At 58.7% G+C, this 25,485-nt stretch carries 18 protein-coding genes; 11 read left to right on the plus strand and 7 right to left on the minus strand.

Features of this window, described 5'->3' with window-relative positions:
- The 6 genes from WX88_RS32085 (at position 1) to WX88_RS07030 (ending at position 3,682) form a co-directional block, all read left to right on the plus strand.
- Positions 1 to 195 carry an HNH endonuclease gene (locus WX88_RS32085; protein WP_197076699.1) on the plus strand — a complete coding sequence of 65 codons (195 nt, stop codon included), beginning with the start codon at positions 1 to 3 and terminating at the stop codon, positions 193 to 195.
- Between the two features lie 4 nt (positions 196 to 199).
- A complete protein-coding gene (locus tag WX88_RS07010; protein ID WP_046243635.1) occupies positions 200 to 715 on the plus strand; it encodes an SMI1/KNR4 family protein in 516 nt (171 codons plus the stop codon).
- A gap of 177 nt (positions 716 to 892) precedes the next feature.
- Positions 893 to 1,141, plus strand: coding sequence for a hypothetical protein (locus tag WX88_RS07015; RefSeq protein ID WP_046243636.1), 249 nt, complete (start codon positions 893 to 895; stop codon positions 1,139 to 1,141).
- A 209-nt stretch (positions 1,142 to 1,350) separates the two neighbouring features.
- Positions 1,351 to 2,067, plus strand: coding sequence for a hypothetical protein (locus tag WX88_RS07020; protein ID WP_046243637.1), 717 nt, complete (start codon positions 1,351 to 1,353; stop codon positions 2,065 to 2,067).
- A gap of 349 nt (positions 2,068 to 2,416) precedes the next feature.
- Positions 2,417 to 3,028 carry a Crp/Fnr family transcriptional regulator gene (locus tag WX88_RS07025; RefSeq protein ID WP_046243638.1) on the plus strand — a complete coding sequence of 204 codons (612 nt, stop codon included), beginning with the start codon at positions 2,417 to 2,419 and terminating at the stop codon, positions 3,026 to 3,028.
- A 54-nt stretch (positions 3,029 to 3,082) separates the two neighbouring features.
- The gene (locus WX88_RS07030) at positions 3,083 to 3,682 is read left to right on the plus strand and encodes a cysteine hydrolase (protein ID WP_046243639.1); all 600 of its coding nucleotides are present in this window, start codon (positions 3,083 to 3,085) and stop codon (positions 3,680 to 3,682) included.
- A gap of 156 nt (positions 3,683 to 3,838) precedes the next feature.
- On the opposite strand, the gene WX88_RS07035 is transcribed toward WX88_RS07030, so the two are convergent.
- From WX88_RS07035 to rpoN, 3 genes are all read right to left on the minus strand, one after another.
- Positions 3,839 to 4,243 (minus strand): DUF2834 domain-containing protein, encoded by a 405-nt coding sequence (locus WX88_RS07035; protein WP_082115894.1) that lies wholly within the window; start codon positions 4,241 to 4,243, stop codon positions 3,839 to 3,841.
- A 111-nt stretch (positions 4,244 to 4,354) separates the two neighbouring features.
- Positions 4,355 to 7,123 carry a response regulator gene (locus WX88_RS07040; RefSeq protein ID WP_046243641.1) on the minus strand — a complete coding sequence of 923 codons (2,769 nt, stop codon included), beginning with the start codon at positions 7,121 to 7,123 and terminating at the stop codon, positions 4,355 to 4,357.
- Between the two features lie 141 nt (positions 7,124 to 7,264).
- Positions 7,265 to 8,845, minus strand: coding sequence for an RNA polymerase factor sigma-54 (gene rpoN, locus WX88_RS07045; protein ID WP_046243642.1), 1,581 nt, complete (start codon positions 8,843 to 8,845; stop codon positions 7,265 to 7,267).
- A 482-nt stretch (positions 8,846 to 9,327) separates the two neighbouring features.
- Here rpoN and asnS point away from each other — a divergent pair, with 482 nt between their 5' ends.
- Positions 9,328 to 10,716, plus strand: coding sequence for an asparagine--tRNA ligase (gene asnS, locus WX88_RS07050; protein ID WP_046243816.1), 1,389 nt, complete (start codon positions 9,328 to 9,330; stop codon positions 10,714 to 10,716).
- 67 nt (positions 10,717 to 10,783) lie between these two features.
- On the opposite strand, the gene WX88_RS07055 is transcribed toward asnS, so the two are convergent.
- Together WX88_RS07055 and WX88_RS07060 are read right to left on the minus strand one after the other, a co-directional pair.
- Positions 10,784 to 12,379: a DUF1501 domain-containing protein gene (locus WX88_RS07055; protein WP_046243643.1), complete on the minus strand. Its 1,596-nt coding sequence runs from the start codon at positions 12,377 to 12,379 to the stop codon at positions 10,784 to 10,786.
- Between the two features lie 111 nt (positions 12,380 to 12,490).
- Positions 12,491 to 14,236 (minus strand): DUF1800 domain-containing protein, encoded by a 1,746-nt coding sequence (locus WX88_RS07060; protein WP_082115895.1) that lies wholly within the window; start codon positions 14,234 to 14,236, stop codon positions 12,491 to 12,493.
- Between the two features lie 667 nt (positions 14,237 to 14,903).
- Between WX88_RS07060 and uvrA the strand changes: the two genes are divergently transcribed.
- The gene (gene uvrA / locus WX88_RS07065) at positions 14,904 to 17,942 is read left to right on the plus strand and encodes an excinuclease ABC subunit UvrA (RefSeq protein WP_231590652.1); all 3,039 of its coding nucleotides are present in this window, start codon (positions 14,904 to 14,906) and stop codon (positions 17,940 to 17,942) included.
- Positions 17,943 to 18,025: 83 nt separating this feature from the next.
- Here uvrA and WX88_RS27310 read toward each other — a convergent pair whose 3' ends face one another.
- Positions 18,026 to 20,020: a response regulator gene (locus tag WX88_RS27310; RefSeq protein ID WP_052732437.1), complete on the minus strand. Its 1,995-nt coding sequence runs from the start codon at positions 20,018 to 20,020 to the stop codon at positions 18,026 to 18,028.
- 367 nt (positions 20,021 to 20,387) lie between these two features.
- On the opposite strand from WX88_RS27310, the gene WX88_RS07075 reads away from it, so the two are divergent.
- Positions 20,388 to 20,768, plus strand: coding sequence for a hypothetical protein (locus WX88_RS07075; protein ID WP_046243644.1), 381 nt, complete (start codon positions 20,388 to 20,390; stop codon positions 20,766 to 20,768).
- Positions 20,769 to 21,020: 252 nt separating this feature from the next.
- Here WX88_RS07075 and WX88_RS07080 read toward each other — a convergent pair whose 3' ends face one another.
- A complete protein-coding gene (locus tag WX88_RS07080) occupies positions 21,021 to 21,944 on the minus strand; it encodes an EamA family transporter (RefSeq protein WP_046243645.1) in 924 nt (307 codons plus the stop codon).
- A gap of 205 nt (positions 21,945 to 22,149) precedes the next feature.
- On the opposite strand from WX88_RS07080, the gene WX88_RS07085 reads away from it, so the two are divergent.
- The gene (locus tag WX88_RS07085; RefSeq protein WP_046243646.1) at positions 22,150 to 23,814 is read left to right on the plus strand and encodes a M1 family metallopeptidase; all 1,665 of its coding nucleotides are present in this window, start codon (positions 22,150 to 22,152) and stop codon (positions 23,812 to 23,814) included.
- A 147-nt stretch (positions 23,815 to 23,961) separates the two neighbouring features.
- Positions 23,962 to 25,368 carry a dihydrolipoyl dehydrogenase gene (lpdA, locus tag WX88_RS07090; protein ID WP_046243647.1) on the plus strand — a complete coding sequence of 469 codons (1,407 nt, stop codon included), beginning with the start codon at positions 23,962 to 23,964 and terminating at the stop codon, positions 25,366 to 25,368.
- Positions 25,369 to 25,485 lie beyond the last annotated feature (117 nt).

Genomic DNA, 25,485 nt, shown 5'->3' on the forward strand with positions numbered 1-25,485 from the left:
ATGCAAGCTCCCCTCACCCCCGTGGGATATACATGGCATCACCGTGATGATTTTGTGCCTACTATTGGTACCCCGCCGCCTTATGGAACCTGCACGTTGGAACTCGTAGAAGATAAAGCACACAGAGGTACTTTTGAACATTTCGGTTCGTGCGACCAGTGTAATAAATACATGGGCCTCACCTTATACAAGTAGTTTTATGGAACCCAACCCATTCATCGGCACCAAAGAACCCGCCACGCGAGCAGACATCGAGGCGATAGAGCAGCAGTATGGCTTTGTTTTACCCGAAGATTACAAAACGCACATTTTACAACACAACGGTGGCTGGCCTCAACGGTCCATTTTCATGCAGGTAGAGCCCAACGGTGAACGAGTGGAGCGGGATATCAGCGACTTCTATTCTGTTCGCCACGGCGTAAGCACTTTAGAGGATAGTTTAGACTCTTTATACGACCAATTACATCCTGACCTAGTACCGTTTGGCAGCGAAACGGGCGGCGACCAGTTTGTTCTAAGCGTAGGCCCTCAAGATTACGGCAGTGTGTATTACATATCGCACGAATCCTACACGCCGCCGGAGTACGAGTATAACGAAGAAACCGACGAATCCACCCCGCCCGCCCCGCTGGATTATGGTACGGGCGTGTACTTCCTGGCCCCATCCTTCACAGCCTTTTTGGAAGGACTAGTGGAGGTGCCCGACCAAGGTTGAACTCCCCAGGCAAACTCGCCTGACCCTCTTGGGCTGTAGGCTATATAAGGTATGTAGCCCATGCTTTCGGTATTGATAATAGTAGCTTCCGCGAGATGCCTTATTATCCAAATGACCTGACCGACTTCGCCCGCGCCAACGGTTGAGTGCTCTGCGGGGGGGTACTAGATTTACATCGTGACGGAGGAAGTAACAGCAGCCCTGGGCCCTATAAAGGCAACCATTCTGGCTTATATGCGCCAGAGTGGAAGAGCCGCGTCCAAGGAAATTTCGGTACCTGACCTCGACCGTTATCTGGTCTATGTGAAGCAGGAGGAAACCTATATTGGTGGCAATCTGCTAGCCGTATTGCAGGAAATGATAGAAGAAGGTCTGATTAAAAAAGGGCCGGGCTCCAACATAGTACTGGCTGAGCAGGAAGCATAGCTGTGTCTGTCAGGTGGCCCAGCCAACAAGGTGGTGTAGCTACTCTCCCAGCAACCAGCAGGAGTCTCCGCTGTCGCAGTTTCAAGGGCAGTGATGGCGGTGGGGAAGGCCGGCGGTAATAATACGTGAAACCAGCACCGTTTATGGGTTCATTTGCCTATCTTCCAGCGCAAATCATTCAGTGCTCACCAATTCCCACCTGCCAGGCCATGCCCGCTCCGTACCACGACCTTTACCTCAATCATTTCGTCAACATCCGGTGCAGCCGGGCGGCGTTTCTAGCTTTCCTAGGCTACACCGTGACGGCCACTACCGACAGCCCCAAGGCTGCCATCAAAGCCCTCGCTCCCGGCCTGAGTGCAGCGGCCGAAGCCCTGGGCGGCAGCGTAGCAACCCGCGAGGGCCAGGCCGGCACCGGCCAGACCCTTACCCGCTCGAGGAAGGAAGTGTTGCGCGCCATGCGCGTGTTTGTGCAGGATACCAACGCCGTAAACCTGGTGCCCACCTACCGCCCGGCCCCCGACAAAATCAAGGAAGTGCTGCCCCAGGGCCTGATGTACCTCACCAAAGCCAACAGCACCGACTTTCCCGTGCGCTTCCAGGCCTTTGCCGAAGCCTTGACGGCCCACCAGGCCGACCTCGGCCCCGCCCCGGGCACAACGGCCGCCGCCCTTTTAACCGAGCTTACCGCCGCCACTACGGCCAAGGACGCCGGCCTGAAAGTGACCAAGGAAACCATTGGCAGCATTGGTGGGCAGTGGGAGCAGGCCTGCCAGCTGCTGTGGCAGGTGCACTGCACGGCCCTGGCCACGTTCTGGGAAAAGCCCAGCCAGGCCGAAGCCTACTTCAACTACGGCCTGTTGCCTCGCCGCAACCCGAACCGCGACACTTCCACTACTACGCCAGCTACCACGCCGAACCAGTAGCCCACAAGCTACCGCCACTGGTAGCGATGAGCGTATTCCCCGCAGTGCCCACCTGCCCCACCACCGGTGGCGAAGCAGGTGGGCACTGTGCTTAGTAGGCCTGGCACATGTGCCGGTGCCTGTGAGAACAATGGCAAACTATACTAGCACATATGCCAGTACCTGTGAGCACCATGATGAACTATATCGGCACATGTGCCAGGGATAGTGAGCACTGCGATGAACTGTACCGGCACATGTGCCGGAGAATGTAGCTGGGGCAGCAGGCAGGTTTAATACCCGCCACTTGCGTAGTGTAGTATGGCCCGAAGGCCCGGGATACATAGCCGAACCGATATTGCACGTCGATATGGAAGACAACGAACCGTTCCGGCTCATCCTGGCGAACGTGGCCCAGCACATTTCCCTTACCCCAGCGGAGGCCGACTGCTTTACTTCGTTGCTGCGGCTCAAAACCATCAGGAAGAAAACGTTCTTGCTGACCAAGGGAGAGGTGAACCACTACCAGAGCTTCGTGACGCAGGGAGCGCTGTGCACCTACCAGGTAGACGATAAGGACAAGGAGCACATCCTAACGTTTTCGCTGGAAAACTGGTGGGCGGGAGACTTGCACAGCTTTCTGACCAAGACCCCGACGCCCTACTTCATCGAGGCGCTCGAAGACACGGTGGTGCTGCAAATCAGCGCCCCGAAGCTGGAACGCCTCTATGAGCAGGTGCCCCAGTTCAATAAGTTCTTTCGCATCATGTTGCAGGGGGCCTTCATCGCCCAGCAGGAGCGCATCATGCAGAACCTGGCGGCCTCGGCCGAGGAGCGGTACGTGGCCCTCATCCGGAAGTACCCGCACTTTGCACAGCGCATTCCGCAGAAGAAGCTGGCCGTGTACCTGGGCATGACGCCGCAGTTCCTGAGTATGCTCCGGCGGAAGTGGGCGCAGCCAAATGCTTCTTCAAGTAGTTGAAGTATTACGCGGTGGGGCGAGCCTTGCTTTGTGCTCACCCTAATCAATAACGCAATGAGCACCACCAAAACAAGCAAGGCTCTCGTCCTGATTGAATTTCAGAACGATTGGCTGGCGGCCGATGGGCCGCTGAACCCCTACATGCAGGACCGGGAGCAACTGGCGGCTTCCATCGACAACGGCAAGCAGGCGCTGGCCTTCGCCCGGGAAAACGGCTGGCATGTCATCCACGCCGGGTACCATTTTGCCGACGGCTACCCGGAGCTGGGCACCCGGCAGGAGGGCATGTGGGGCCTGATCAAGCAAACGCAAACTTTCCGCATCGGGCAGCCCGGCAGCGAAGCCTTTCCTGGCTTCGAGCCGGCCGCGGGCGAGTTCCGGGTAGCGGGCCGTACGGGGGTTAGCTGCTTCGCTGGGTCGAACCTCGACCTGTACTTGCGCACCAACCAAGTGGCAGAAATCTACCTGGCTGGCTATGCAGCGCACGCCTGCGTGGAGTCCACGCTGCGCGACGCGCATGACCGGGCTTACACCGCTACGGTGTTGTCGGATGCTTGCGCCACGTTCACCAGCGCCATGCAGGAGCACTTTCTGAAGAACATCGTTTATGCCTTCGGACGGCAGATGACCACGCACGAGTTTGCAGGCCAATAACGCCGGCTCCGCTGTTCGTGCGCGGCTACGATGCGTATCGTTCGCGCCGGGCAACCGCAGCATTGTGCTAACTGTGCTGTTTGGCGGCAGTACTTCTGGGGGGATGAGCCATTGCCCCGGAGCAACTGTGCCGCGCCTTCCGAATGCCAGCCTGGGCTAGTGCCTCCGTTCTAACTGGCGCTCTCGTAGATACAGGAACAGTGGCAGCCCGCTCGAAACACCTACTAAGAACCCAAAAAGCAGTGCTGGCCAAGCTACCCGCATTCCGGTCCGGCGGCTTTCGACAACCACCAGTACCAGCAGGGTGCCTAGGCCCGTCAGCACATCCCATTTGAAGAAGCGGGCAATGGCGTTGGTATCCACCGCTTGTAGAAAGGCGTCCACACGTAAGCCATGCACAAGTAGCCACGGTACAAATTCCTGCAGGGGAAGCAACGTGCCCAGCACAAACGCCATCAGATAGAGCGGCTTAGCAGGGAGTGAGGGCCTTGCTGCTAGTGCCAGACTCAGTAGCAGCAACACTGCTGCCCAGCCAATTACGAGAAGGTTCTGCGTAGTCATAAGCTACTCCGGCCGCGGCCCAGTATGGCCCCACCGAAAGCGGCCAAATATAGGAGTATGGATGACCGTTACCAAAAAAGCCCCAGCTACGACAGTAGCCGGGGCTTTTTTCTAGTCGACTGGTGCCTCTGCCGATACCTTCGTGGGCAGGGCCTTCAACAGCTTTTCCAGCCCTCTAATCAGTCTTTCCGTGGCCGCTTGGCGCTTCGCACCAGTAGTACCCTCGGCTTCCAGCGTTTCCAGCCAGGGCATCAGGCCGCTGGCCCCGAGCAGGCGTAGCGAGGGCCGCAGCTTGTGGGCGAGGGCCGCCGCAGTGAGCCAGTCGGCGGCGGCGTGGGCGGTGCGCAGGTCGGCCACGCAAGTGGGCGTATTGGTATGGAAAGACGCCAGGATGCGGTTCATGAACGCCGTGCTGCCGTGGGACGTTTGGTGCAGCAGGGCCAGGTCGTAAATCGCAGCAGGGGAGGGGGGCGCTGGTGCAACCGGGGACCGCAATGTCGGAGACTTAACATTGACCAACGCCACTTCTACGCCCGTAATCAGCGCGGCCAGCTTGCTTAATAGTTCCATCTCATCGAAGGGCTTGGGCAGCGTATCGTTCATGCCAGCGGCCACGTACTTCTCGGCATCAGCCCGGAAAGCGTTAGCGGTGAGGGCCAGGATAGGCGTGGCCGCCCGCAGGGGGTCGGGATTGGCGCGGATGCGGGCGGTAGCCTCCAGGCCGTTCATGCCGGGCATCTGAATGTCCATTAGCACGGCGTCGTAGCGGTTTTGTTCAAATAGTTCGAGTGCTTCGAGGCCGCTGGCGGCCCCGTCGACCACCACGCCGTGGCCTTCCAGCAGGAGCTGCGCCACGTCGCGGTTCACGGGGTTGTCTTCTACCAGCAGCACGCGGCTATCGCGCATGGCCGCTGCTTGCACTGGGGCCAAGGTGACCAAGGCCGCGGTCCGGTCCTCGATGCTGGCCTTGGGCAGCGTGGTGATGAAGGCAAACGAGCTGCCTTTGCCCGGCGTGCTCTGCACCGTCAGCTTGCCGCCCATCTGGGCCACCAGGGCGCGGCTGATGCTCAGGCCCAGCCCCGTGCCGCCAAACTGCCGGGTGGTATCAGCATAGGCCTGGGTAAACTCCTGAAAGATGCTTTCCAGCTTGTCGGCCGCGATGCCGATGCCCGTATCCGTCACCCGAAACTCGGTCGTGAGCGTGTCCTCGGTCTCGCTCACCAGGTGGCCCGCTATGGTCACGGTGCCGCCCGCCGGGGTAAACTTAATGGCGTTGGAGAGCAGATTCAGCAAAATCTGGTTCAGCCGGTAAGAGTCGCCTAGCACCCAGGGGTGAGGGCAGGAGTCGCGCAACAGCGTGCCCACCACCCGGATGCCCTTCTCCTGGGCCTGTACCACCAGGGGTTCGGCGGCCTGGGCCATCGAGTCGCAGAGGTTGAAGGCCGTCTGCTCCAGGTCCAGCTTACCGGAAGTGATTTTGGCCATGTCGAGCACATCGTTCACCACGTTCAGCAAGTGGCGGCCCGAGTGCTGGATGACGGTAGTGTAGTTGGTCTGCTGCTCGCTGAGGCCGGTTTTGGCCAGCAAGCTGGTCATGCCCAGCACCCCATTGAGGGGTGTGCGGATTTCGTGGCTCATGTTGGCCAGAAAGTTCTCGCGGGCTGTAGCGGCGGCTTCGGCCGCGTGCTGCGCCGCTTTCAGGGCCGTGATGTCGGTGCTCACCCCCAGTATCTGCATGGCACCACTGGCCCGTATCAGGGGGCAGCGCACCGTCTGGAACCACAAAACTTCGCCCGTAGGCAGCTTCACCGAAGACTGAATGGTTAGCTGCTTGCCAGTGCGGAGCACTTCCTGGTCGGCGCACGCCGATACCTTGAGTTCTTCAATGTCAAGGGCTTTTTCCAAGGTCTCCGTGCCGGCCAGTTCCTTCATGCGCTTGCCAAAGGCCGTCATCCCGGCATTCTCAAACATGGTGTTGCCCTCGCTGTCGCGTACCCAAATCAGGTTGGGGTTGAGGTTGAGCACCAGGGCCGTAAAAGCCTGCTGTACCTGTACCCGCGCCTCGCTCTGGCGGGTGCGGGCCTCCGCCTGCCGCCGGGTGCTGATGTCGAGGCCATAGCACATCACCTCGCGCAAGGTACCGTCGGCTGCGAATATCGGTTGATAGTAGCACAGCCAGTAGAGGTTGATTTTGCCATCGGGCCCTGGCCAGCGCTCCTCCCAGCTCACCAGTGAGCGGGTACTCACCGCGCGCTCAAACAGGCGGTGGCGGCGTACGGGTAAGGATTCGGGCAGGCCTTTTTCCTGGCAATGCTCGGCAAAGGTGCGGCCTATGCGGGCTTGGCGCTTCGCGGCATCGGGCTCGGCATAGGGGTTTATGTAGCGGTAGCGCTGGTCGGGGTCGAGCACGGTTACCACGGCCGGCAAGTGGGCCAGAATCGCTTCGTAAAACACGCGCTGCTCACCGGTTTCCTTCTCGGCCTGCCGCTGGGCCGTCACATCGGTGAGGTAAAGCATGGCATAGCCTTCTTCCACTACTGGCACAGCGAATAGCAAGAAATACTGCCCGTTAGCCAACATTTCGCGTTGCAGCACCTCGCCCGTGCGCAGCGTTTGCACGGCGGCCTGTATCAGCTGCGGCCGCACCCGCGACGGCCCCGTGGCGCGGAGCTCATCGGCCAGCATGGCCGCCGCCGGATTGGCAAACAGCAGCTCCCCGGTGCTGCTCAGCCGGAGGATGGGGTTGGGGTTGAGCTGCGGAATGCGGCTTAAGCTGCGCAGGCGGGCCAATTCGGCTTCGGCCTGTTCGCGGTGGGCGCGCTCGGCAAGTAGTAAGTCCCGTAGCTCGGTAGGGTCAGTAGGTAGAATTTTAGTCAACATGTATCGATTAATATTTAACAGAAAGCAGACACGAGCGAGTAATTACTTACCTCAACGGTAATCTCCAAAGATATAAAATGTGCCTTGCTTCACCACCACTACGGCGGGCTATTAAATGTTAATTGATAAATTCAGTCGTGCCTACAGCTCCTTGCGCAGGCGTGCCACCGGAATGTTCAACTGTTCGCGGTACTTGGCCACCGTGCGGCGGGCAATGTTGTAGCCGCGGGCATTGAGCATCTTCTCTAGCTTATCGTCGCTTAATGGGCGCTCCTTGTTTTCCTTGCCGATGAGGTCTTTCAGGATGCTTTTCACCTCGCGGCTGCTGGCATCCTCCCCTGAATCGGTAGCAATGCCCTCTGAGAAGAAGTACTTGAGTGGGTATATGCCGAACTCCGTCTGGATGGATTTGGAGTTGGCCACCCGGCTCACGGTCGAAATATCCATGCCGATGCGTTGGGCAATGTCTTTCAGAATCATTGGCTTGAGCTTGCCCTCGTCACCTTCGGCAAAGAAGTCGCGCTGCAGCTCCACAATGGCGTTCATGGTGCGCAGCAGCGTGTTCTGGCGTTGCCGAATGGCATCAATAAACCACTTGGCTGAGTCGAGCTTCTGCTTCACGAAAGTCACGGCCTCCTTCATCTTCTGGTCCTTCTTGGCCGCCTTGTCGTAGGTCCGGAACATCTCGGTGTATGCCGGGCTCACGCGCAGCTCGGGAGCATTGCGGGCGTTCAGGGTGAGGTTGAAGACACCATTGTCATTGGTCAGGATGAAGTCCGGCATTAGGTACTGGGTCTTGCCCAAGCCGCTGGGGCCGCTGCCGCCCGGCTTGGGGTTCAGCTTCAGAATGACGTTGATGGCCTCTTTCAGCTCCTCTTCCTCCAAGTCCAGCTTCTGTTGAATACGTGGGTAGTGCTTCTTGGTGAACTCCTCAAACGTTTCGGTCAGAATGCGCTCGGCATTCACCGTGGCCTCATCCTGGTGCCGGCGCTCGAGTTGCAGCAGCAGGCACTCGGGCAGGTCGCGGGCCGCGATGCCCGGCGGGTCAAACCCCTGAATAACGCGCAGCACAGCCTCAATCTCCGGCACGGTCACCTCCAGGTTTTGCGAGAATGCCAAGTCGTTGGCAATAGCCGATAGGTCGCGCCGAATGTAGCCATCGCCATCAATCGAGCCGATGAGCTGCTGCCCAATGGCCTCCTGCCGCTCGTCCAGGTCGGCAAAGTGCAGCTGGTCGAGGAGCGAGTCAGTGAGCGAGCCGCTGGTGTCCGCCAGGGGCATGTCGCGCTCTTCTTCCTCGCCGGGGCCGTCGCCCTGCATCTTGTAGCCCGCTATTTCGTCGTCGTTGAGGTAGTCGCTCAGGTCGAGGTCGGTGTTGTCGGGCGCCTCGTCGGCGGGGCTATCGTCCTTAGACTGAATTTCGGGCTCGGGTATTTCATCGGCCGTTTCCTGGCTCGAATTACGGTCTTCGAAGTCCTCGTCTAGCGTATTTTCGTCGTTGTCGAGAGACGCATCAGGGTCATCGGAGTCGCTGTCGTCATCGTCGCGCTCCATTTCCTCGGGTTCGTCGGGCTCGTCCTCTTCCAGGGCCGGATTCACCTCCATTTCCTCTTTGATGCGCGTTTCCAGCTCTGCCGTAGGAATTTGTAGCAGCTTAATAAACTGAATCTGCTGCGGACTGAGCTTTTGGGATAAGAGTTGTTTGAGGTCGAGGCGTTGCATAATGACGAAAGTACGGAAAGGGAAGGTCGTCGGGCGTTTTTACTAAAGTTTGGCACGAAAAGTTAGTAACGTTGCGGCACACTCCATCGCTCAAACCCTGGGCTTCGTCAGCGCGCCTAGCGCGCAGCTTGCGCAAGGGCACCATAAAGCCTAGCATGCGCAGTAAGTCAGCCTGGACCAAAAAGGTGCTGGCCGCTCGTTCAGTTCCCCGCCGACGGCCGGTTTGTTACCACAAAGGCAAGGGGCTGGAATGGCTAAGCTTCGTCCGGACGAGCCACTTAGGCCGGGTGTTTTCGACCAACGGCTGCACTGTATTTGGGGGCCAAGTGTCAGCCGCCGCAAAGCACGGAAGCCCTTTAGGAGCGGGAGCTGACGCTGTGGTGCGTGGTTTCTCCCTGGTGTGGTGGTAAGCAGCGTACCACCACATTGTCCTTGGCCCTACCTTTGCCGGCTCATTCCGCGTTACTATGGCTACTGAAATCCTGCGCCGCACCGGCATCAAAGAACTCCTCGCCGCCACCAACCTCGACCGCGAAGTCCTCGTCAAAGGTTGGGTTCGCTCCCGCCGCGGCAACAAGTATGTGCAATTCATCATCGTGAATGATGGCTCCACGATACATACGATTCAGGCCGTGGCCGACGCCGAGAAGTTCCCGGAAGAAAGCCTGAAAGACGTCAGCAATGGGGCTTGCGTGGCCATTCGGGGCAAGCTGGTTGCCTCGCAAGGCAAAGGTCAGGCCGTCGAGATTCAGGCCACGGAGATAACCGTGTTGGGCAAAGCCGACGTCGACGAATATCCGCTGCAAAAGAAAGCCACCTCCTTGGAACACCTGCGCGAAATTGCCCACTTACGCCCGCGCACCAACACCTTCGGGGCAGTGCTGCGCGTGCGCCACGCCCTGGCATTCGCCATCCACGACTACTTCAACCGCCACGGCTTTTTCTACGTCCACACGCCCATCATCACCGGCTCTGATGCCGAAGGAGCGGGCCAGATGTTCCGCGTGACCACATTGCCCCCCGAGCACCCGCCCCGCACCGCCGACGGCTCTGTTGACTTCTCCGAAGACTTCTTCGGCAAGCAAACCAACCTCACTGTGTCGGGCCAGCTTGAAGGCGAGTTGGCGGCCATGGCGTTGGGAAGCATCTACACGTTCGGCCCCACCTTCCGCGCCGAAAATTCCAACACGGCCCGCCACCTCGCCGAGTTCTGGATGATAGAGCCCGAAGTTGCCTTCAACGAGCTGGAAGAAAACATGGACCTGGCCGAGGACTTTCTCCAAAGCCTGGTAAAGTACGCCCTCGAACACTGCGCCGACGACCTACAATTCCTCAACGACCAGTACGACAAAGAACTACTGGCCCGTCTGCACTTCGTGGTCGACAATGCCTTCCAGCGCCTCACCTATACCGAGGCCGTTGAAATCCTGAAATCGGCCAAGCAGAAGTTCGAATTCCCCGTGGACTGGGGCACTGATTTGCAGAGCGAGCATGAGCGCTACCTAGTGGAAAAGCACTTCAAGAAGCCCGTCATCCTCACCAACTACCCGAAGGAAATCAAGGCCTTCTACATGAAGCTGGACGACGATGGCCGCACCGTGCGCGCCATGGACGTGCTGTTTCCTGGCATCGGCGAAATCATCGGCGGCTCGCAACGCGAGGAGGATTACACCAAGCTCACGACCCGCATGGCAGAAATGCACGTGCCCACCGACGAGCTGGACTGGTACCTCGACACCCGCCGCTTCGGCACCGCGCCCCATGCCGGCTTCGGCCTGGGCTTCGAGCGCTTGGTGCTGTTCGTGACGGGCATGAGCAACATCCGGGATGTTATTCCGTTTCCGCGGTATCCGAAGAACGCGGCATTTTAAAAGGAAAAAGGGCCCCACATCGAGGCCCTTTTTTATAAACTCGCCAAATAGGCCTCGTTGAACAACTTTACTTCACCACCGTCAGCAACCTCGCGCTGACGTGAGAGCCTTCCTGTACGTGGCAATAGTACGGGCCGGGGGCGAGGGTGCTTACATCAAGCTTTAATTGTTGTTGTCCACGCTCCAGGGTACGGTCTACCACGCGCAAAACCTCGCGGCCGATGTGGTTGAAAACCAGTACTTGCACGTGGCCGCCGTCTGCCTCAAATGTTACCGTGGCCTGATCGTGGACGGGGTTGGGGTATACGCTGAAATTCTGCACGTCACGATGAGCTTCGTTTGGGCTGGTCTTAGCCAATGGAGAGCGACTGGCAGTGCTTTGCAGCAGCACAGGCACGTAGGGAAATGAGCGCCCGAAGATGCCATCCAGCGTGGATTGCGGCACCTGGAACCAGTCTTTCAGCACGCTGGAATAAATCGAGCGGAAGTCGAACTGCATGGCCACGTTGTCATCGACACCCGCATTGGTTGGCAGGATGGGGTTGGTGCCGTGGATGATGGGGTTCACCTTGCTGCCAAACACGAACATAGGCGCCGCAGCTCCGTGGTCGGTACCAAGGCCGGCGTTGGAGCGGACGCGGCGGCCAAATTCAGAGTAGGTCATGCCAACCACGCGGTCTTGCACTCCCAAACGGGATAAATCGTCCTGAAAGGCCGCAATTGCGATGGACAGCTTATTCAGTAGTTCGGCGTGTCCGCCCGTGGTATTGGTGCCCCCAAGAGTTTGAGCAAGGTGGGTGTCGAAGCCGCCGAGGTTACACACATACATGCGTGTTTGCAAGCCACCAGCCACCAGCTGCGCCACAATTTTTAGCTGGTCGGCCAGCGTATTCTGCCCCGCGGCGGGGTACAGCGGCGAGAGGTTAGCGGCCTTCGCGGCGGCCTGTTTGATGGCCGGGCCATACACTTGGCTTTGGCTCTTCATGCGGCGGATGAAAGTCAGCTCGTAGCCGTACGGAGTAGCTGGCGCCGGCTCCACGTCTCCCGTAACCAGCTGGTTGAACGAGGTGGCGTCGGTAATAGCCATTCCCATGTTCAGCTTCGGGCCCTGTAAGGAGCTGCTTACCGTGCCTCCGATGGTGAGGGCCAGCGGGTCGGGATTTTGGGCGCTGGGATAGCCGTTTGGGTAGTCAGTGTACTCGCCGTCGAGGTAGCGGCCCGCCCAGCCCGTGTTGAGAACCACGTTGGAGTCCGAGCCCGAATTGATGATTTCGGCCGAACGAAAGTGCGAATAGTCGGGGTTGGGGAAGCCCATGGATTGCACAATGCCTAGCTTCTGGTTGTCGTACAGGCTTTTAAGGCCCGTCATGGCCGGGTGTAGGCCAGTGGCGGGCGTCAGGCGTAGCACGAGGCTCTCGGGAATGGTGATGTTGGCACGGGCGGCCATGAGAGCCGAATACTGGTCGAGGCTGATGACGGTGTTGCAGCCGTCGTTTCCACCGTTCAGCTCGATGAGAACCAATACTTTGTCGCTGGCCGTAGCCGCGTTGGTGAGCGCCGCGAGCTTGGGAGAATACCCGTAGGCCTGAATGGAAAAACCGCCCAACAGCGTCGGCAATACCGTGGCTGCGGCCGTAGTTTGGAGGAAATGTCTGCGTTTCATGAATTGACTGCTTAAGAAGTTAGTAAGAGGAAGACGGAGGAGGGAAAAGGGCGAAGCCAGAACCTGGCAGGGCGTTGGGTCCCATCACTCCGTTGGGGGCAATCCGGGGCGTTAGCTGAGTTGGTATTCCGCCAGTTCCGTCATTTCCCGTATTAGAGCCAACAATTTGGCCCGAACGCCTCCCTGTATGACGCCGTTAGTGGGGTTGGCGACGTAGTCGTTCCACTCTTTAGTCCACTCAAACTTGGGCAGGCCCGGTATCAGGGCATTGGTGAGGTAAAGCAGTTGCTTGGGCGAAAGAGGTTGCGGCAGCAGCAGCAAGGCCAGCTCCGCAATCAGAGCATCGGACTTGCTGGCCACCGTGGCTGGCAGGCTGGCTACCAGCGGCAAGGGGTCGAACTTAAGGAAATGCACCGCTCCTCCGAGCAAGTGCACGTAGCCGGTAAAGCCAGTCAGGATGTCGAAGTGTTGGGTGCGGACACGCAAGGACGTGGCGTTAATCCAGAGCTCTGAATACTGAGGTGCTTGCCAATAGGCGGGCCAGCCGGCCACGTTGGGCGGGTTGCCAAGACTCTGGTCCTGCGCTCCCGTTTGGTTCATCACGGCAGACCATTGGCCGTAGTAAGCGGCCGGGTCGGTAGCCGGAGGGAAGAAGCGCTGCATCTCCAGCTGCCGGGTCATCGATGCGATGTAGTCAATCGGACTTTTAATCATGCAGCCCAGGTTCACCGCGTCATAAAAATGCTCGCTCGAAAGCAAGGCCCGCAGCACTGGAGCCACGTTGTAGTTATTCTGAATGAGTAGCTGCGCCATGGGCTCGATGACGTTTTGCTCAGTCGTGGCGTCGATGGTGTAGTACACGAACCAGCGGTAGAGCTTGCGGCACAGGAACCGCGCCGTCTCGGCCTGGTCGAAAATCATGTCGATTAGCGCCTTGTATTCCTGGTCGCCCTGGTCGGCGATGGTGCGATTGCCGAAAGCGCTGCTAAACTGTTTGGTGGAGGTGTCGTGCCGCGCGGCCGTGAAATAGCCGCTGAGAGTGGTGCCATTGTCCTGCCAGCCGGTGAGCACTTTGGCCGCAGCCTGCACATCCGATTCGGTGTAGTTCGTGTAGTTGCCCGGAACGGTAACCAGGCCCTTACCAATAGTAAACAGCTCCAGCAGCTCGCGGGCGTAGTTCTCATTGGGAGCACCCGCCGTGCTGCCGTTACCATTCAGGTACTTGAGCATGGCTGGCTCAACGGTGATATCCTTAGTTAGCTGTTTGAAGTTGCCCAGCGCATTCTGGCGCAACAGCGTCAGGTAGCGGTATGAGTAGCGCCCGTCGCCTATGCTGTCGAGCCCCACCACGAAATGGTTGTGCCAAAACAGCGTCATCTTCTCCACCAGCGTCTTGCTCTCCACCATCTGGGCCATCCACCACGTCCGCAACGACAGCGTGCGCCACCCTTCAGAGAAGGGGTTCCAGCCCTGCGTTACCCACGTCTCGCCCATTGGTACGTTGGTGAAATCGAATACAAAGCCTCGGACGGGCGGCGCCGGGGCCGGCGTAGGCGTAAACAGGCCGTCGAGGACCTGAGCCATGCTGCTTCCGGCCGCCGTCACTATCTCCGTTCGGGTGGGGCCAAAGAGGGCGCGCCTCAGTAGGTGCGCTGCCTGTACTGGTCCCCAGGGGCCAGTGTAGGCTCCCAGGCCCGCCATGGTGCGCGCCGCCGAAGCCGAGCCATCATCTAGCGAATTGGATAATTCAACACCGTCTGGCGGAGTAGGGCCCGTCGCGGCGACCTTGGGCAAGGTGCTGGCGACGGGAGCGGTAAACACAGCCGTATTTTTTTCAAGGAATGCTCTTCTGTTCATAGGGGTTGGTTTGGATAAGTAAGAGGTGAATGAATTGCTCTGTAAGATAAGGTTATGGCTCAGAAAAGCAATATATTATGTGTTAGGATGTGGATTAATTTATCATGAACAAAGCTGTATAAGCCCATCTGTAAAATGCGGAAACATTGATTATTAAGTTTGTTCATCAAAGCGTTGCCAGTGAATATTTTAAAATGTTGAAGCCGCCGCAAACGTTTTAGATGCATAACGTCATTGTACTTTATTCATATTTATTTTCTAGGAATTACTACTTACATCACCGCTATCTTTACTAACACCTTCCCGGATACACTAAAACTTTTACTAACAGTAGACTCTTAATGCCCTTAGTAAGCGGGCCGGCGTACCTCATTTATCTGTTGATTGAGAAAATAGGCTTCCGCTACAAACTCTGGTGATTTTGAGAGCATGGCTGCTGCATCGAGCCTGGAGACTCACTCAATGCATCAAGAATCGAAAATCTTGGGTCGGCCCAAGGAAAGTCGGGCATTTAGGGGATAAATCTGGCCAGGTCGCTGTTGGGCTTCATTCAGCTCGCTCCTTTTGATTCTGCTTATTGACTAATGCGACTGGCAACTATGCCTTTTTTATTAGTCAACGGACACCCTTCTTCGTACCTTTACGCACTTATTCGCTGCGTTTCTGAATGGCCAAAAAATCCACTGCTGCCCCGGTTGCCAAAGCTCCCAAAGCGAAAGTCACCGCGCTAAAAACCACCGCCAAAAACGGCACCCTGGCCGAAGCGGAAACGGCCACTGCCGTGCGCACCACCACGGAACTACCAGCCGCTGGCCCCACCACCGAGCACTTGTACGGCCAGCTCAACGGCCACAGCCCAGTATCTCAGCACTTGGAAGCACCGTTCATTGAAGTGTACGGTGCCCGCGAGCACAATCTGAAAAACGTGAGCGTGCAGATTCCGCGCAACCGGCTGGTGGTGTTCACGGGCATTTCTGGTTCGGGCAAGTCGAGCCTGGCCTTCGATACCATTTACGCGGAAGGGCAGCGGCGCTACATGGAGACGTTCTCGGCCTACGCCCGCAGCTTCATGGGTGGCCTGGAGCGGCCCGATGTGGATAAGATTGAGGGCCTGTCACCGGTCATCAGCATCGAGCAGAAAACCACCTCGCGCAACCCGCGCTCCACGGTGGGCACCATCACCGAAATCTACGATTTCCTGCGCCTGCTCTACGCCCGCACCGCCGAAGCCTTCAGCTACGCTACGGGCAAGAAGATGATTCGGCAGAGCGATGACCAGATTATCAACTACATCCTCAAACATTTCGATGGTAAGAAGCTGGTGGTGCTGGCGCCGGTAGTGAAAGGCCGCAAGGGCCATTACCGCGAAGATTTCCAGAAGATTGCCAAACTGGGCTTCACCAAAGTGCGCGTCGATGGCGAGCTGCTCGACATCACGCCCAAGATGCAGGTAGACCGCTACAAAATCCACGACATTGAAATCGTGATTGACCGGCTGCTGGTGAAGGAGGAAGACCGGTTCCGCCTCTCGGGCTCGGTGCAGAACGCCCTTACCCACGGCAAAGGCACCATGCTGGTGCTGGACTCCGATGGCAAAGGGCCCCAGGCGAAGCCGCAGTTCTTCTCGCGTTTCCTGATGGACCCGGCCACCGGCATCGCCTACGACGACCCGGCTCCGAATACGTTCAGCTTCAACTCGCCCTACGGCGCCTGCCCCACCTGCAACGGGCTCGGCGAGGTCCAGGAAATCACGGAAGAAAGCGTGCTGCCCGACCGCAAGCTGAGCATCAGCCGCGGCGGCATCGCGCCGCTAGGCGAGTACCGCGACATCTGGATTTTCCAGCAGCTCCAGCTCATTCTCAAGAAGAACAAGGCCACGCTGAATACGCCACTGGACAAACTGCCCGAAGAGCTGCTCAAGCGTCTGCTCCACGGCATTACGGAGGACGAGGCCGATAGTGGCAAAGGCGCTTATACGGAACCGTTCGAGGGCATTATCCCCTTTCTGCGCCGGCAGATGGACTCTGAGTCGGACAACATCCGTGAGTGGATTGCGCAGTACGCCCAGGCCCAGCCCTGCCCCGAATGCCAGGGTTACCGCCTGAAGAAGGAGAGCTTACACTTTAAGATGGATGGCAAGCACATCGGCGAGCTGTCGGTGATGGACCTGAACGAGCTGGCTGGCTGGTTCGAGGGGCTGGAAAACCGTCTCACGGAGCGTCAGAACGTCATTGCCCGCGAGCTATTGAAGGAAATCCGCAAGCGCATTGGCTTCCTGCTGGAAGTGGGCCTCGACTACCTGAACCTGCACCGTCCGGTGCGTACGCTTAGCGGCGGTGAAAGCCAGCGTATCCGCCTCGCTACCCAGATTGGCACCCAGCTCGTGGGCGTACTCTACATCATGGACGAGCCCAGTATTGGGCTACACCAGCGCGACAACGAGCGGCTTATCAAGGCCTTGCAGCACCTGCGCGATATCGGCAACTCGGTGATTGTGGTGGAGCACGACAAGGACATGATTTTGCACGCCGACCACGTGCTGGACATTGGTCCCGGTGCGGGCATTCACGGCGGCCACATCGTGGCCTCGGGCACGCCCAAGGAGATTCTAAATTCCGGCTCCCTCACCTCGCAATACCTGAGTGGGCAGAAGCACATCGAGCTTCAGCGTAAGAAGCGCAAGGGCGAAGGTGCCGAATTAGTGCTCAAGGGCGCCAAGGGCAACAACCTCAAAAATGTGACCCTGAAGGTACCATTAGGCAAACTAGTGGCCGTAACGGGTGTGTCCGGCTCCGGCAAATCCACGCTCATTCACGACACGCTGTACCCGATTCTGAACCAGCATTTCTTCAACTCGAAGAAGGAGCCACTGGCCTACGGTAGCATCGAAGGTCTAGAACTGGTAGACAAGGTGATTGAGGTGGACCAGTCGCCGATTGGGCGCACGCCGCGCTCAAATCCGGCTACCTACACGGGCGTGTTCACCGAAATCCGCCAGCTTTTTGGTGAGATGGCGGAGGCTAAAATCCGCGGCTACGGCCCTGGCCGCTTCTCCTTCAACGTGAAGGGCGGGCGCTGCGAAACCTGCGAGGGGGCCGGCATTCGCACCATCGAAATGAACTTCCTGCCCGACGTGCACGTACCCTGCGAAACCTGCAAGGGCCGCCGCTACAACCGTGAAACCCTGGAAGTCCGCTTCAAAGGCAAATCCATCACCGATGTGCTCGACATGACGGTGGAGAAGGCCGTGGAATTCTTTGAATTTCAGCCCCGCATCCTGCGCAAAATCAAGACGTTGAACGATGTTGGCCTGGGCTACCTCACGCTGGGCCAGCAAGCCACCACCCTTTCCGGCGGCGAGGCCCAGCGCGTGAAGCTTGCCACGGAACTCAGTAAGAAGGATACTGGCAAAACGTTCTACATCCTCGACGAGCCCACCACTGGCTTGCACTTCGAAGACATCAACCACCTCGCTGACGTACTCCAAAAACTGGCCGACAAGGGCAACACCGTCCTCATTATCGAGCACAACCTCGACCTGATTAAGGTGGCCGACCACGTCATCGACATCGGCCCCGAAGGTGGGGCGGGCGGCGGCACCATTGTGGCTCAGGGCACGCCCGAGCAGGTGGCTAAGGCTGGCAAGGGCCACACGGCCCGCTTCCTGGCCGAGGAGCTGAAAACCAGTAAGTACGCCACGGCTTAGGGTATAAATACTCCCTGGCCTCACTAATGAGTGTTAGCAGAGCTGGCTGAGTAACCCAAGTTGCGGAATAGCTGTAACTTGGGTTACTCAGCCAGCTCTGCTAACACTCGTTCTACTTGCTGCGTCAGCTGCTGCACAGCGGTGGCGCGGCCTTTGGGCGCTTGCGGGCCGGTGGTGGGTTCCTGCATCAGCAGGTGCAAGGCCTGCCCCACGTCCGCGATGCCGAACTGTATCAGGTTGGGCTTGATGTGGTGTGCCAGCTTGGCCACTTGGGCCCACTGCCCGGCCGCGGCGGCGGCTTGAATCTGCTGCACGATAGGAGGCATGTGCAGCAGGAACGAGCGTACCATACGCTTGATGAAGGCTTCGTCGCCGTCGGCCAACTCATGCACTTCGGCCAGGTTGTAGAGTGGGGGTTGCGGTGGATAAATCAGGGCCAGCAGCTTGCGGAAGAATTCATCTTCTTTGAAGGGTTTGGTCAGGCAGTCGTTGATGCCGGCTTTGAGGTAGCGGTCCAGGTCGGAGCGGAAAGCATTAGCGGTCAGGGCCAGCACGGGCACTTGCGCCCGCTCGGGGTCGGGGTGCAGGCGGATTTGGGCGGTAACTTCCACCCCGCTCATGCCGGGCATTTGAATGTCCATCAGCACGGCGTCGTAGCGGCGCTCGGCATGTAGGGCCAGGGCGGCGGGGCCGTCTTCGGCTTCGTCGACCACCACGCCCCAGCCGTGCAGCAGCAGGCGCACTACTTCGCGGTTGATGCCGTTATCTTCGGCCACCAGCACCCGCCGGTAGCGTAGGGCGCTGGTATCCGGTGGGGTTTGGAGCAATACGGTTTCGGCCCCCACGGCGCAGGGCAGCGTGACGCTGAACTGGAAGGTGCTGCCGCGGCCTAGCTGGCTATCAACGGTCAGGTTGCCACCCATTTGTTCTACCAGGGCGCGGGCGATGCCCAAGCCCAGGCCGGTGCCGCCGTAGCGCCGGGCAGTATCGACTCCAGCCTGTGCGAAGTCTTCGAAAATATACTCGAGCTTGTCTTCCGGAATGCCTATGCCGGTGTCGGTAAGGCGGAACATGGCCGTGAGATGGGTTTCGGTGCGGGCAATTAGTGAGCCCGTGACGGAAACGCTGCCCCCGGTTTCGGTAAATTTAATGGCATTGGATACCAGATTAATCATCACTTGGTTGAGCCGATGGGCATCGCCTACTACCCGCGGCAGCTCGCCATTTTGCTCCAGCAACGCCGCGTGAAACACAATGCCTTTGTCGGTAGCCTGCACGGCCATGGGCCGCAGGGCTTCCTCCATCGACTCGCGCAAATTGAACGCCACCTGCTCCAGCTCCAGACGGGCCGAACTGATTTTGGTCATGTCCAGCACCTCGTTGAGTACCGATAGCAAGTGCTCGCCCGACGTTTGAATAATGCGTAGCAGCTCCTGCTGGTTCTGGTTGAGGGGTGTTTTGGTGAGCTGGCGGGCCATGCCCAGCACGCCATTCATGGGCGTACGGATTTCGTGGCTGAGGTTGGCCAGAAACGCTTCCTTGGCCCGTGCCGAGTCTTCGGCCTTGTCCTTGGCGCGCTTCAGCTCCGTTTCTTCCTGCACCCGCTCTGTGATGTCGAGGGCGCAGAAGAGCACATGGGCCTGTTGCCCGGCCCGGCCTACCCGGTGAGCACTATAAAATAGCTGTCGGGGCTGCCCGTCGCGGGCCTGCAGGGGAAGCAGGCCAGTGGCAGCGGCCCGAGTGCTGAACTGCGTCAGGTAGGTTGGCAAAACCTGAGCAGCAGTACCCGCAAGCATAAATTCACTCAATGAATGGCCCGTGAGCTGCGCGGCTGGCCGTTGCAGCAGCAGCGCAAAAGCCTGATTGCAAGAAAGCAGCACGCCCTGCAGGTCATGCGTGGCTACGGCCGCCGGTAAGTAGTACAGCAGCTCATTGTGCTGCGTCTCGGGGGGCAGCCCTGCTAAGTGGCGTTCGGCGGCGGCGCGGTCGTTGGCTTCGCGCAGGGCCTGCTCAAGCTCTGCAATGCGGGCCGCCGCGGCAGCAGGAACAGCATCGGGACTGGAAGAGTCGGGGAGCATAAAATGAAGATGCGACGCGGTAGACTTCGTTCTGCTAAAGCGGCTTAGGGTCGGCTTCTTCTTGGGGCCGCTCGGGGCGTAAGCTATAATGGCCTTTTGCCTTGGATAAAAGGCTGCATTAGAAACGAGCTATTCACGCGCTCACTCGCTGTAAAAATACGGTCATTCGCATCATAAATGTGCTAATCCAGCAAAAACTCAAAAAGGAGGCTGAATGACGGGCTTAACATTGTATTGTCAACGCGACAGCAAGGCTCGTCGGGCGAGGTAAGCTCTTAGTCTGTGCCGCTGGCCCGTTACCAGCTCTCGTTCCAAATAGTCTTTTTTATCTCTTCTTTAGTCGATTTCATTTTAACCAACCTCAATTATGGCTTACTCTACTTCTTCGGCTGCTGGTCAGTGCGTTCAAAACATCATCAACTCGTTGCCCGGCCTGTTGGCCGTAGCCGTAGTAGATGTGACCTCTGGCATGGCTCTGGCTTCCCATAGCAACTCACCCAACCTGAATCCCGAAACGGCGGCTGCCTATAACACCGAAGTGGTGAAGCAAAAGCAAAAGGCCATATCTGCCCTGAAGCTGCAAGGCGAGCGCATCGATGACATCCTCATCACGCTATCGAACCAGTTGCACCTGCTCAACCTGTCGGAAGACGGCAAGAAATTCATTTATCTGGCAGTGAATTCCCGCGACACCAACCTGGCCATCGCCCGCGACGTGTGCCGTCAGGAGGCAGAACTGCTGAAGTAGATTGCTGCTGGTCAGGAATTCATTAGAAGCCACCTCGCTCGGGGGTAGCCCTTCTTATTGTTAGGACTCACGCACTCTGCGCCCCGCCGCAAGTTTACACCCGAGAGGGTATGGATTTCGCGAAAATAAAAAATCCATACCCTTCCCGGGGGTATGGATTTTTTATTTTCGCGAAATCCATACCCTGATGCGGAGCTGGGCATTGGCAAACTCGTCCGACAGCTTGCTGCTTACCGCTTACCCGGCCACTGCTCAACGCCGCGACCTGCCGCCCAGCACCACGAGGCCCACGGCCAGCACAATCAGTGCGGCACCGCCCAGCATCTGCGGGTTTAGACTTTCGCCGGCGAAGGCCCAGCCCAATAGCACGGCCACTACTGGATTGACAAATGCGTAGGTGCCGGCCAGCGCGGGCTCTACCGCGCGCAGCAGCCAGATGTAGGCTGTAAAGGCTACGATGGAGCCGAACGTGACCAGGTAGCCGTAGGCCAGCCAGGACTTGGCCGTGACCTGCGCCAGCTCGAAGCCCGATGCTTCGCCCCGCGCCAAGCCTACCAGAAACATGGCCGCGCCGCCGCACATCATCTGCATGCCGCCCGAGAGGAAGGGTGAGGCAGCGGGCTGGTTTTTCTTCGAATACAGCGAGCCGGCCGACCATAGCAGCGCCGCCAGCAGCACCAATGAAACCCCAATGCCGGCGTGTCCCGGTCGCGGCACGCCGGCCGAACTGGGGTGTGCGGCCAACAGGTACATGCCCAGCAGGCCGCACACCAAACCCAGTGTGACCCAGCGCGTGGGCCGGGGCGTGATGCCGCTCAGCCAGCCTAATAAAGCCAGAAACATGGGCACCGTAGCCACCAGCAGCGAGGTAGTGCCGCTGGGCAGATACAGCACGCTAAGTGTGGTGCCGCCGTTGCCGAAGCCCAGTAGGCACACGCCAATCACCAGCGCGTGGCCCCAGCCCCGCAGGGTGGGCCGGGGCTCGCCGCGCCCGCGCATGGCGGCGTAGAGCAGCGTCCCGGCCAGGCCGTAGCGGGTGCCCGCCATGAGCAGCGGCGGCATGCTGGCCACGGCCAGCTTCATGACCAGATAGGTTGAACCCCAAATGAGGTAAACGGCCGCAAAAGCGGCGAGAAGTGCTACCCGCGAAGGCGTGGCAGAACTGGAATTATTCATAAAAATTGCTGAAAACCGCTGCTAAATTACGACCTGCTGCCCGGGAGCTATGAAAACACGTCAGTGGATTGTACCTACCGCTGTGCGCGGAGAGTTAGGCTTGTTTTCCTCATCTCCAACTACGAGCATATAGCCACTGCCTTTTTTGCAGGAAGTATGTGGCCTGGGACGGTGTTAGTTAGGCCCGCCCGTTGTTGCTTTGTGCATGAGAAAAGAGAAAATGCTGCTTTCGCTGCTGCTACTGCTGGGGCCATTATGGCCGGCGGCCGCACAGCTGCTGCAAACCAAATCCACCTTCACCCGCGCCGATTCGCTGCGAGGAGGGCAGTCGGCGTTGCGCACCTGCTACGATATCAACTACTATCACCTCGATGTGAAGCTGGACCCGGCCAAGCGGTTTATCAGTGGCTCCAACTTGTTTCGCTTCACCGCCACGCAGGATTTTACGCGGCTGCAATTCGACCTCTTTGCCAACCTGCAAGTCGACAAGGTGCTCTACAAAGGCAAGGAAGTGCCCTTTACCCGCGAAGCCAATGCCGTGTTCGTTCGCTTTCCCACGGCTGTTCAGAAAGGCAGCCGCGACGAGTTTACGGTGCACTATTCCGGTAACCCGACCGTAGCCAAAAAAGCACCTTGGGATGGAGGAATGGTCTTCGCGCAGGATGCTGCCGGCAAGCCCTGGGTGGCTACGGCCTGCCAGGGCGTGGGCGCCAGCATCTGGTGGCCCACCAAGGACCAGCAGGCCGATGAGGTCGACAGCATGCTTATCAGCGTGAGCGTGCCCAACGGATTAAAGGATGTGTCGAACGGCCGCTTGCGTAAAACCACCAAGCTCAAGGGCGGCTACACCCGCTTCGACTGGGCTGTGCGCAACCCCATCAACAACTACGACGTGGCCCTGAACGTGGGCGACTACCAGCACTTTTTCGACTCCTACACGGGCGAGAAAGGCCTGCTCACACTCGATTATTGGGTGCTGCCTGAGAACGTGGCCAAAGCTAAAAAACAGTTCGGCGACAACGTGAAGCCCATGCTCAAGTCCATGGAAAACTGGTTCGGCCCGTACCCGTTTTATCAGGATGGTTACAAGCTGGTGGATGCCCCGCACTTGGGCATGGAACACCAGAGCGCGGTGGCCTACGGCAATAAGTACCAGAACGGCTACCTCGGCAAGGACCGCAGCAACACCGGTTGGGGCCTGAAGTGGGACTTCATCGTCATCCACGAAAGCGGGCACGAGTGGTTTGGCAATAGCATTACCACGAAGGATATTGCCGATATGTGGGTGCACGAAAGCTTCACCTGTTATTCCGAAGCCTTATTTGTGGAAAGTCAGTTTGGCAAAACCGCTGGCCAGGAATACATCCATGGCCAGCGCCGCCACATTCAGAACGACAAACCCATTATCGGCCCCTACGGCGTGAATCAGGAAGGATCGGGCGACATGTACGACAAGGGCAGCAACATGCTCAACGTGATACGCACCGTCATCAACGACGACGCGAAGTGGCGCCAACTGCTACGTGGCCTCTCCAGCACCTTTTACCACCAAACCGTGACCGGTCAGCAGGTTATCGACTATTTCAGCCGGGAAAGCGGCCGGGACCTCAGCAAAATCTTTGACCAGTACCTGCGCCACCCCAGCCTTCCCACGCTGGAAGTGCGGTTCGAAGATGGCAAACCCCTGGCCCGCTGGATAGCCAATGTAGATAAATTCGACATGCCGGTGCGCATGCGGCTGAAGGATGGGGAGTATCAGCTTATCCCACTCACCACCAAGTTTGAAGTTATCAAGCAGCTGCCCGGCGCTACCAGGGAAAACCTGGAAGTGGATACCTTCAGTTACTACATCGGCGTGCTGGTGGAGTAAACCGTTATGTAGCGTGGACTCTGCGAGTCCGCGTGTGCCAGACTTTCTTTCATACGCGGACTCGCAGAGTCCACGCTACTGCGTGCGTTTGTCGCGCGCTTCGCGGCGTACCTTCGTGGCAGCGAATTATCACCGAAAATCCGGCTCATGAATCAATACGACGTCACCGTCATCGGCTCCGGTCCTGGCGGCTATGTAGCGGCCATCCGTTGCGCCCAGCTTGGCCTCAAAACGGCCCTCATCGAGAAATACCCCACCCTGGGCGGCACCTGCCTCAACGTGGGCTGCATCCCCAGCAAGGCATTGCTCGACTCGTCGGAGCACTACCACAACGCCCATTCCGTGTTCGCCGAGCACGGCATCGGCCTGGAAAACCTGACGGTGGACATGAACCGCATGATTGACCGCAAGGCCGGTGTGGTGAAGGCCAACGTCGACGGCATCGCCTACCTGATGAAAAAGAACAAAATCGACGTCCTCACCGGCGTGGGTTCTTTTGTTGACAAAAACCACATCAGCATCGCGCCCACGGCCGGCGGCGAGGCCCAACAGATTGAAACCAAGAATGTCATCATCGCCACCGGCTCCAAGCCCACGGTGCTGCCGTTCATTGCCCAAGACAAGGAGCGCATCATCACCAGCACCGAGGCCCTGAACATCCGCGAAGTGCCCAAGCACATGATTGTGATTGGCGGCGGCGTGATTGGCCTCGAAATGGCCTCCGTGTACGCTCGCCTGGGTGCCAAGGTGTCGGTGGTGGAGTTCATGGACAGCATCATCCCGACCATGGACCGCGGCCTCGGCAAGGAGCTGCGCCGCGTGCTGGGCAAAATCGGCATCGAGTTTTTTTTCAGCCACAAAGTGACCGGCGCCACCCGCGAGGGCGACACCGTGACCGTGACCGCCACCAACCCGAAAGGGGAGGAGGTGAAGTTTGAAGGCGACTACTGCCTTGTGGCCGTGGGCCGCGTGCCCTACACCGCCGGCCTCAACCTCGAAGCCGCGGGCGTGGAAATGGAAGAGCGCGGCCGCATTAAGGTCGACGAGCACCTGCAAACCAACGTGCCCGGCATCTACGCCATCGGCGACGTGGTGCGGGGCGCCATGCTGGCTCACAAGGCCGAGGAAGAAGGCGTATTCGTGGCTGAAACCATCGTGGGCCAGAAGCCGCACATCAACTACCTGCTCATCCCCGGCGTGGTGTACACCTGGCCTGAAGTGGCGGGCGTGGGCTATACCGAAGAGCAGCTCAAGGAGCAGGGCAAGGCCTACAAAGTGGGCTCCTTCCCCTTCAAAGCCAGCGGCCGGGCCCGCGCCAGCGGCGACACCGACGGCTTCGTGAAGGTGCTGGCCGACAAAACCACCGACGAAATCCTGGGCGTCCACATGATAGGCCCGCGCATCGCCGACCTCATCGCCGAAGCCGTGACCGCCATGGAGTTCCGCGCCTCTGCCGAGGACGTGGCCCGCATGAGCCACTCGCACCCCACCTACGCCGAAGCCATGAAAGAAGCGTGCTTGGCGGCCACGGAGAACCGGGCCATTCACATGTAGTTGTTGCCGCCCTGCGGCAGCAAGAGAAAGAGGCCGAAGCTATGGAGCTTCGGCCTCTTTTCGTAGCGGCTCGCGCCAGATGGTGTTTTTGCCAGGTAGCCGCCGATGAATGCGCAG

The sequence above is a fragment of the Hymenobacter terrenus genome (assembly GCF_000972495.1).
GTDB classification, from domain to species: domain Bacteria; phylum Bacteroidota; class Bacteroidia; order Cytophagales; family Hymenobacteraceae; genus Hymenobacter; species Hymenobacter terrenus.